Origin of the sequence: Streptomyces sp. NPDC042638 (assembly GCF_040647235.1) — a bacterium.
Taxonomy (GTDB): Bacteria; Actinomycetota; Actinomycetes; order Streptomycetales; family Streptomycetaceae; genus Streptomyces; species Streptomyces rameus.
In genome coordinates this window covers 39,479-49,016 of sequence record NZ_JBEZBT010000057.1, presented here as the reverse complement: position 1 = coordinate 49,016, position 9,538 = coordinate 39,479, and the positions used below count along the sequence as shown (strand labels likewise).

The window sequence follows — 9,538 nt, the reverse complement described above, 5'->3', positions numbered from 1 at the left end:
CGCGGCCCCCGCCCCGGGCTGTCGGGGCGGCCCGCCCCCGGGGCCGGGTGGGCGGCCGCGGGGGGGTGACCGCAACCCCGGCCGGCCCGCCGAGGATTGACCTCGGCGGGCCGCCCGACGGAACCGGTGGTCACCCGGTGTTCGTCGACGTGCTCACCCGGCACGGACGGTGTCCTCGTCACCCGGCCCCGGGCGCTGGAGTCGGACGCCGAAGTGCCGGCTGCCGGGCGCGCCGCCGTGGCTCACAGCAGCCCGAACCTGTCGGCCCAGCCGGTGAGTTCGCGGGGCGTCGTGTTGCCGCCGCACACCACGAGGCCGATCCGCGCGCCCGCGCCGGCCCGGGCCGCGACCTGCCGGGCAGCGGGCAGCAGACAGCCGGCGGCCGGCTCGGCCCACACCTTGGCGTGGTCGGCGAGGTCCAGGCAGCCCTGCACCGCATCCCGGTCCGGCACCACCAGGACCTCCTCGACCAGCGCGGACACATGGTCGTACGTCAGCCGTGACACCGAGGGCGCGCTCAACGTGGTGACCAGGGAGGACAGCGGTACCGGGACCGGGCCGCCGGACCTGAGCGCGCCGGACATCGCCTCCGCGCCCTCGGTCTCCACGCCCCACACGCGCACCCCCGGACGCCGGGCGCGCAGGGCCGCCGCGACGCCGGCGACCAGCCCTCCGCCGCCGACACTCACGACGACGTCCGTCAGTTCCTCCGCGTCCTCGGCCAACTCCAGCCCCACGGTGCCCTGTCCGGCGATCACCACCGGGTCGTCGAAGGGGTGGACCAGGGTGAGGCCCTCGTCCCGCAACCGCGTCACCAGCTGGAAGGCGCTGTCCATGCCGTCGGTCAGCCGCACCGACGCCCCGGCGTCCTCGGCGAGCGCGAGGGAGCGCGCGGGCGCGGTGCGCGGCATGACGACGGTGGCCTTCACGTCGAGGGCCGCCGCCATCACCGCGACCGCGATGCCGTGGTTGCCGCCGCTGACCGCGACCACACCCGCCGCCCGCTCGGCCTCGCTCAGCGACAGCAGCTTGGCCGTGGCCCCGCGGACCTTGAAGGAACCGGTGCGCTGGAGCAGTTCGAGTTTGGCGGTGACCGAAACGCCGAGCAGCGCGCTGAGGCCGGGGCTCGGCACCGTCGGCGTCCGTACGACGTGTCCGGCGATCCGCTGGGCGGTGGCTTCGATCTCCGAGATGTCGATCAACGTTCTGCGTCCTTCCGGCGCGGGGCGGGAGCCGCGCCCTTCGCACCTTGGCCCGCGGGGTGACCGGCGGTCAACGCCGTTCCGGATCTTGGAACCCGGTTACAGCGCGCGGCCCGCCAGGTGGTCCAGCAACCGGGTCAGCTCCTCGGCCGGCCCCGGAGCCAGCCGCGCGGTGCCGAGCAGCCGCCGGGCGGCGGCCGTGTGGGTGCGGGCCTCGGCCAGCGCCTCGGTACGGCCGCCCGCCGTCTCGATCAGCGCGGCGGCCCGGGCGTGCTCGCAGGAGCCGAGCAGCGCGGGCAGCCGCCGGGCCGCCGGGGAACCGAGCGCGGCCAGCACCGGGAAGGTCTTCTTGCCCTCCCGTAGATCGCCGCCCACGGGCTTGCCGGTGACGGCCGGGTCGCCCCAGATGCCGAGTACGTCGTCGACGAGCTGGAAGGCGACCCCGAGGTGCCGGCCGGCCCGGTCCAGCGCGTCGACCGTGTCCCGGGGTGCCCCGCCGAGCGTGGCGCCCAGTGCGAGGGCGCAGCCCAGCAGCGCGCCGGTCTTGCCTTCGGCCATCGTCCGGTACTCCCGCGGTGTCACCCGGTCCGGTCCGGTCCAGGGCCGGGTGGCGAACAGCAGGTCGTCGGCCTGCCCGCGCACCAGATCCGCGAGGGCCGAGGAGAGCAGCCGTACGGCGCCGGGGCCCTCCGGCGCGGCGGCGAGGGTGTCCACCGCCAGCGCGAACAGCGCGTCGCCGGCCAGTACGGCCGGGCCCGTTCCGTACGCCTGCCACACGGCGGGGCGGCGGCGCCGGGTCGCGTCGCCGTCCATGATGTCGTCGTGCAGCAGTGAGAAGGCGTGCACCAGTTCCACCGCGACCGCGGCCGGGACACCGGCGTGCCCGCCGGCACCGGCGGCCTCGGCGCCGAGGACCGCCAACGCCTGCCGCACGCCCTTGCCGCCCGGCGCGGCGGCGGGCGCCCCGCCGACCTCGCACCAGCCGAAGGAGTACGCGGCCATCTCGGCCATCCAGGGGTGCAGTCGCTCCACCGCTTCGCGCAGCCGAGGCCGCACCAGCTCCCGGCACCGGTCGAGGGTCCGGGGGGCGGACGGCCGCACCGGCGAGGTGACCGCCGTCACCGGACCACCTCCGCGTCGAGGCCGAACTCCCGTTGGGCCCGGGCCACCATCTCCCGTGCGTGCCGCAGCCCGCTGTGCTCCAGCGACCGGGCCAGGTCGGCGAGTTCGGCCGCGGTCTCGGCACGGTCGCGGCCGAGCCGGGCGAGGGACTTGGCCAGGCCCAGCCGGGACAGCGCCTCGCCGCGCGGTTCGCTCATCGCCCGGAACTCCGTCAGCGCCAGCTCGTACCGGTCGCGGGCCTCGGCGTGCCGGCCGGCCCGGTACAGGACGTTGCCCTGCATCTTGTGGTTGTAGGCGAGCGCGCTGGAGAGCTTCATCTCGCGGCAGGTCGCCTCCGCCTCGGCCAGCAGCTCCAGCGCCCGCTCGGTGGCGCCGTCGCGCACCGACAGGACGTCCGCGAGTCCGCGCAGCGCCCAGGCGTGCCCGCGCCGGTCGTCGGCCCGGCCGGCTATCTGTGCCGCCTCCTCGAACAGGGCGTACGCCCGGTCGTGGTCGCCGGTGTTGCGGTGCATCTGGGCGATGCCCTCCAGTGCCCAGACCGTGTGCCGGGCCTCGCCCCGCTTGCGCGCCTCGGCCAGCAACTGCTCGTGCAGCCGGCCGACCGCCGCGTAGTCGCCCTGGATCCGGCCGGTCTCCGCGAGGCCGGCCAGCGAGTAGCCGCGGACGACGACGTCCCCGCCCCGCTCGCCGAGTTCGGCCGCGAGCTTCAGCAGCCGCCAGGCCAGCGGGAACGCCCCGCGCTGCCGGGCCAGTGTGCCGCCGCTCCACAGTGCCCAGGCCATCGCGGCGGTGTCGTCGGCCTGCCGGGCGGCGCGGTAACTGGCCTTCCAGGCCCGGTCGGCCTCCCGCACGTCGCCGAGCCGCCGGTGCGCCTCGGCGACGGCGAGCCCGCAGCGTGCCGCCTCGCCGGAGTGCCCGGCGCGTTCGGCCTCGCGCAGTCGCTCGGTGGCCTCGGCCAGCACGTCGGCCAGCGAGGAGTTCACGGACAGGGTGGTGAGGGCGCCCTGGTACTCCGGGGCGGAAGCCTTGCCGTACATGCGTACCCTTCTATACACGAAGTGTATACATATCGTGTATAGCATCTCGAAGATATGCCCCGGCCCGTGAGGGGCCGGGGCCCGGTCTGTTGACGATCAAGACGCCGGTACGGCGGCGGGGGTTGCCCCTGAGGGGCGGATCACGTGTGAAGGTTCAGTGCTGCTGGGCCTTCTGGGGTGTCACCTCGCTCGGCCGGACGACGACGAACCCCTCGCCCTGGAGCATCAGTTGCACGGCCTCGCCGGAGCCGCCGCGCAGCATCGAGCCGACGGACTGCGAGCGGTGCAGCGAGGTCTGCAGGTGTGCGGTCCAGCCCACCACCGCGTCGGTGTCGACGTACACCGGCGTCTGCGCGGACACGGGGATGACCAGCGGGTTGCCCTCGCAGACCAGGCCGAGCCGGCCCTGCCCGCTGAAGACGCTGTTGAACAGGCCGCCGCCGGCGATGCCCGAGCCCTTCACCATCTTGATCTCGTACGCCAGCGAGGCGTCGAAACACAGGACGTTGCGGCCGTTGACGGTGAACTGGTCACCGGGCTCGACGTCGACGATGAAACAGTTCTGCGCCTCGTGCGCGAACCAGGCCTCGCCCCGCCCGCTCACCGTCATGAGGGGCAGTCCCTCACCCGTGACCGCACGCTTGAGCATGCCGCCGACGCCCTGCCCCTTGCGCTCGAACTTCAGGTCGCCGCGGTAGGCGACCATGGCGCCCTGCCGGGCGTACATCTCGCCGTCGACCGTGTACTTGAGGCACTTGGCGTTCTCGACGGACATCCCCGGCTGTACGGCCGGCTGCACCACGTGCTGACTGGAAAAGAGATCACCCTTCATACGGGGCATGGTGTCCCGGACGCCGGCATTCCGCCAAGATCACGCACCGTACCGGTCCGGCCACCGCGCAGCCGTGTCCCGCCCGCGCCCCCGGCCCCTACCGTTTCCCCGCCACCGGCTTCCCGCAGAACGCCGCCTCCAGGGTGCCCGCCAACGTGCGCAGCACCTTCCCGTTGTTCGAGGTGTTGGCGACCGCCGTAAGGCTGCGCCCCCCGTCCTTCGTGGCGAACGCGTACGAGTAGTACCCCTGCACCGCCCCCGTGTGCCCGTACACCGACACCCCGCAGGACAGGTCGCGCCGCCGCAGCCCGAGCCCGTACGCCGTCGTGCCGTCGACCTTGGTGAACCGCTCCATCTCCGCGAGCAGTGCGGGCGGCAGCAGTTTCCCCGCGAGCAGCGCGCTGTAGAAGACGTCGAGGTCCCGCGCGCTGGAGATGACGGCCCCGGCGCTCTGCGCCCAGGACACGGTCTGCGCGGTCGCGTCGACCAGAGGGGCGCCCGCGGTGTCCGGGGTCAGGTAGCCGCGGGCGTACCGGCCCGGGATCGCGGTGTCCGGATGCACGTAGAAGGTGTCCGTCAGCCCCAGCGGCTCGATGACGCGCTGCTGGTACGCGGTCCTCACGGACTGGCCGGTGAGCTTCTCGATGAGCAGACCGGCGACGACGAAGTTGGTGTTGGAGTACGAGTAGGCGGCGCCGGGCGCGTTGGTGCGGGGCTTCTTCAGCGAGAGGGCGACGAGCTGCCGGTAGGTGAAGACCTTGTTCCGGACCGCCTCGAAGCCCGAGACGCTGTCGGCGAACATGTCGTTCGTGTAGTCGTACAGGCCGCTGCGGTGGCTCAGCACCTGGCGGACCGTGATCCGGTCGTCCGGCAGCAGCTTCGGCAGGTAGCGGTTGACCGGGGCGTCGAGCGCCAGCCGGTGTTCGGCGACGAGCTGCAGCAGCACGACGGCCGAGAAGGTCTTGGTGATGCTGCCGACCCGGAACCGGTCGTCCGCGGAGACGGACCGCCCGGTGCCGCGGTCGGCGACGCCGTGGGTGACCCGGTAGGTCCGGCCGTGGTCGTCGATCCGGGCCAGTGCGCCGGGTGCCCCCTGGGACACCGCCGACCGCAGCACCGCGGCCAGGCCCACGGTGTCGGGCGCCGGGAGGGTCGTCGCCGGGGTGTCCGGCTCCCGGTTCGCGGCGTGCGCCGGGACCGCGAGGAGCGACAGAGCGACCGCTCCGAGAACCGCTCCCCGTCCTACCGTTGCTGCGACCATCCCCTGTCACTCCTGTCAGCTCGGCTTCTGATGCGATTTCAGTCACATTCCGTCCAGGGAACCTAGGGGATGCGGGCTACGTCTCCCCAGCCGACACACAGTTGGTCACCTCGCGATCACTCCATGGCTCCCATTCGTAAAGGATTGTCATAGAAGTTCGCGAAATGGATCATTCCGGCTTTACGTGTCCATGACTGATCAGCAAGGGTTGCCCCCCGGGGCCGGACCGGCCCCCGTGGCGCCCCAACGGCGCCGCGTCGCAAGGCGGTTGGAGATTCCTGCCGCCTTCGAACGAAGGAACCCTGATCAGATTGCGTAGACCGCACATACGCACCGTGGCGGTCGCCGTCGCGGTGACCACGGCTGCCACAGGCCTGGCCGGTACGGCCTTCGCGGGTCCCTCCACGAAGGTGGAGCGGCCCGCCGCGTCCGCCGCCCCGAACGCCACGGCCGTGGTGGAGGCGGCGCGCACCGCGGCCTTCGCGCACGCCTCGGCGACCGGCGTCTCGAAGGGCGATGCACTGCACGCCCAGGACGTCATGATCGACCCCGAGGGTGCCCGGCACGTCCGTTTCGTTCGCACCCACAACGACCTGCCGGTGCTCGGTGGCGACCTCATCGTCCACCTCGACCGGGGACTGGCCTACACGGGCGTGACCCGTGCGGCCGGCCACGCCGTCAAGCCGGCCGCCGCCGAGGCCAGGCTGACCCCGGCCCAGGCCGCCGCCAGGGCCGCCCAGGCCGCCAAGGGTGCCGCGAGCGGCGCCCGGCTCGTGGTGGACGCCCGTGGCGGCGCCGCCACCCTCGCCTACCAGGTGACGGTCACCCACAAGGACAGCCCCCGCACGGTCGTCGTCGACGCCGTCACCGGCGAGGTGCGCAGCAGCACGCCCGACCGGGACGAGTTCCTGTCGCCCAAGCTGCTCGACACCCTGCGCGAGCGCGGCGAGACCCTCGACCCGGAAACCGGCGTCGGCTCCGACGCCTCCGGCTCCGCTGTCTCCGGCCTGGCCGGCTCGGGCCTGTCCGGCGTCACGCGCTACCCGACGTCCGCCAGGGGTACCGGCAAGTCGCTCTTCGTCGGCAATGTCGCCCTCACCACCACGGCGACCTCGCGGGGCCACTACCAGCTCAAGGACCCGAGCCGGTACGGCACCGAGACGCGGGACGCCAAGGGTTCGGACACGGAGAAGTTCAGCGCCGGCTCGAAGTTCACCAGCACGACCAACGTGTGGGGCAACGGCAGGACCACCAGCCGGGTCAGTGCCGCGGCCGACGCGCAGTACGGCGTGACCAAGACGCTGGACTTCTACAAGAACACCCTCAAGCGCAAGGGCATCGCGGGCAACAGCACGGCCGCCCGGGCGATGGTCCACTGGGGCCAGAAGGTCGCCAACGCCTTCTGGGATCCGACCTGCAACTGCATGCTGTACGGCGACGGTGACGGCGTGTCGGCCAAGAAGCCGTTCGTCATGCTGGACGTCACCGGTCACGAGCTGACCCACGGTGTGGTCGAGGCGACCGCCAACCTCCAGCCGACCTTCGTCGACTCCGAGTACAACCAGTACGGTGAGCCGGGCTCGCTCAACGAGTCGCTCGCGGACATCTTCGGCTCGAACGTCGAGTTCTACGCCAAGAACGCGAAGGACCCGGCGGACTACCTCATCGGTGAGAACCTGGGCCTGTCGCAGAAGTTCCTGCGCCGCCTGGACCACCCGTCGCTGGACAAGATCGAGGGCACCGTCGACTACTGGTCGCCGCGGGTGTACTCCACCGAGGTGCACGCCGGTTCCGGTGTCTCCTCGCACGCCTACTACCTCCTCGCGGAGGGCAGCGGCAAGAAGAAGATCGGCAGTGTCACCTACAACTCGCCGACCTACCACAACATCGCGGTCAAGGGCATCGGCCGCACCAAGGCGACGGCCATCTACTACCGTGCGCTCACCCGCTACATGGTCTCCACGACCGACTTCCACCAGGCGCGCCTCGCGACCCTGAAGGCGGCCAAGGACCTGTACGGCGCGAACAGCACCGAGTACAAGACGGTCGACAGGTCATGGGCCGCGGTCAACGTCACCGCCGCCAACACGCCGCGCGCCCACTGACGTACGGCAGCGTGCACCAGCACGACCGGATGCCCCGCCTCGCGCGGGGCATCCGCATGTCCGGGTCCGGGCAGGGCTCTCCCGGGGGGCGCACGGGCCGCGACCGCCTCCGTAACAGCCGCTGTCGCATTTATTGACAGCGGAAAATAAGGCCCCTAGTTTCCCGGCCATGCGGTCACCCTCCTCACCTTCCGTCCTCCCCGCGCGCGGCCTCACCGCCGCCGTCGTCCTGACCCTCACGGCGGGCCTCGCCACAGCCGTCCCGGCCACCGCGCACGCCGGCACCGCGCCGGCCGTGGCCGCCAAGCCCTACATGGGCTGGTCCAGTTGGAGCATGCAGTCGTCCAAGTACCCCGGCCTCAACCCGGACGGCGACTACAGCTACCTCACCGAGGCGAACGTCCTGCGGCAGGCCGACGCGCTGGCCGCCCGGCTGAAGCGGTACGGCTACGAGTACGTCAACATCGACTCCGGCTGGTGGCGGGACAAGGACTGGAAGCCGCGCTACGACGGCCACGGACTCCAGCAGGCCGACCCGGTCCGCTTCCCGCACGGCATGAAGGCGGTCGCCGACCACATCCACCGACTCGGCCTCAAGGCCGGCATCTATCTGCCGGTCGGCCTGGAGAAGGAGGCGTACGGCAACGGCAAGGTGCCGGTGCGCGACGCCGACGGATGCACCACCGCCGACATCGTCCATGACGACCTGCGCACCACCAACGGCTGGGACAGCGCCTACAAACTGGACTTCTCCCGACCCTGCGCCCAGAAGTACGTCGATTCCCAGGCCCGGTTGCTCGCGGACTGGGGCTACGACTTCCTCAAGCTCGACGGCGTCGGCCCCGGCTCCTTCAAGAGCGGTGACAACTACGACAACACCGCCGACGTCGCCGCCTGGCAGCGGGCGATCGCCGCCACCGGCCGGCCGATCCACCTGGAACTGTCCTGGTCCCTGGACATCGGCCACGCCGCCGACTGGAAGAGGTACTCCCAGGGCTGGCGCGTCGACACCGACGTCGAGTGCTACTGCAACACCCTCGTCGGCTGGGAGAACTCCGTCGACGACCGCTTCACCGACACCCCCGGCTGGACGAGGCACGCCGGTCCCGGCGGCTGGAACGACCTGGACTCCCTCGACGTCGGCAACGGCGCCATGGACGGCCTGACCAAGGCCGAACGGCAGACCTACGCCACGCTGTGGGCCATCGCCAAGTCCCCGCTCTACACCGGCGACGACCTCACCCGGCTCGACGACTACGGCGTGCGGCTGCTCACCAACCGCGAGGTCATCGCCGTCGACCAGGGCGACACCCCGCCCGCCCGGCCGGTCACGCCCTCCGACCCCCAGCAGGTGTGGGCCGCGAAGAACCCGAACGGCACCTACACGGTCGCGCTGTTCAACCTCGCCGACGCCCCCGCCGCGGTCACCGCCGACTTCTCGTCCCTCGGCTTCACCGGCCGGGCCTCCGTCCGCGACCTGTGGAACCACGAGGACCTCGGCAGCCGCAGGAACGCGATCACCGAGGCGCTTCCCGCCCACGGCTCCCGCCTGTTCACCGTCACACCGCGCGGCGGCGCCCTCGCCACCACCGGCCACGAGGCCGAGGCCGGCGCCAACACCCTGGGCGGCCGGGCCTCGATCGCCGACTGCCCGGCCTGCTCCGGCGGCAAGAAGGTCGGCGACCTCTACACCGGCGGCTCGCTCCGCTTCAACGACATCGTCGTGAACCGCCCCGGCACCTATCTGATCAAGGTGGCCTACGTCAGCGGCGACCCCCGCCCTGTGACCATCGCCGCCAACTCCGGCGCCGGCACCCGCCACACCTTCCCCTCCACCGGCGACTGGGGCACCGTCGAGACGGTCAGCGTCCCCGTCACCCTCAAGGCCGGCCGCAACACCGTCACCTTCGACAGCGGTTCGGACTACGCCCCGGACATCGACCGCGTCGACGTCCCCTCGTCCCCCCGCCAGTGATCGG

The 9,538-nt window shown here is 72.2% G+C and carries 7 protein-coding genes; 2 read left to right on the top strand and 5 right to left on the bottom strand.

Annotation, left to right across the window (positions count from 1 at the left end; genetic code table 11):
* Positions 1-242: 242 nt before the first annotated feature.
* From AB0B40_RS32065 to AB0B40_RS32045, 5 genes are all read right to left on the bottom strand, one after another.
* The gene (locus AB0B40_RS32065) at positions 243-1,202 is read right to left on the bottom strand and encodes a pyridoxal-phosphate dependent enzyme (RefSeq protein WP_345048621.1); all 960 of its coding nucleotides are present in this window, start codon (positions 1,200-1,202) and stop codon (positions 243-245) included.
* A gap of 99 nt (positions 1,203-1,301) precedes the next feature.
* Complete coding sequence (locus AB0B40_RS32060) at positions 1,302-2,324, bottom strand: polyprenyl synthetase family protein (protein ID WP_362267013.1); 1,023 nt, start codon at positions 2,322-2,324, stop codon at positions 1,302-1,304.
* Positions 2,321-3,361, bottom strand: coding sequence for a tetratricopeptide repeat protein (locus AB0B40_RS32055; RefSeq protein WP_345048618.1), 1,041 nt, complete (start codon positions 3,359-3,361; stop codon positions 2,321-2,323). The genes AB0B40_RS32060 and AB0B40_RS32055 overlap by 4 nt, the downstream gene beginning before the upstream one ends.
* Positions 3,362-3,515: 154 nt before the next feature.
* A complete protein-coding gene (locus AB0B40_RS32050; RefSeq protein WP_362267011.1) occupies positions 3,516-4,193 on the bottom strand; it encodes an AIM24 family protein in 678 nt (225 codons plus the stop codon).
* A 97-nt stretch (positions 4,194-4,290) separates the two neighbouring features.
* Entirely contained in the window at positions 4,291-5,454 is a 1,164-nt protein-coding gene (locus AB0B40_RS32045; protein ID WP_362267009.1) for a serine hydrolase domain-containing protein, read from the bottom strand.
* Positions 5,455-5,765: 311 nt separating this feature from the next.
* Between AB0B40_RS32045 and AB0B40_RS32040 the strand changes: the two genes are divergently transcribed.
* Entirely contained in the window at positions 5,766-7,559 is a 1,794-nt protein-coding gene (locus AB0B40_RS32040; protein WP_362267007.1) for a M4 family metallopeptidase, read from the top strand.
* A gap of 169 nt (positions 7,560-7,728) precedes the next feature.
* Complete coding sequence (locus tag AB0B40_RS32035; protein WP_362267006.1) at positions 7,729-9,534, top strand: carbohydrate-binding protein; 1,806 nt, start codon at positions 7,729-7,731, stop codon at positions 9,532-9,534.
* The last annotated feature ends 4 nt before the right edge of the window (positions 9,535-9,538 follow it).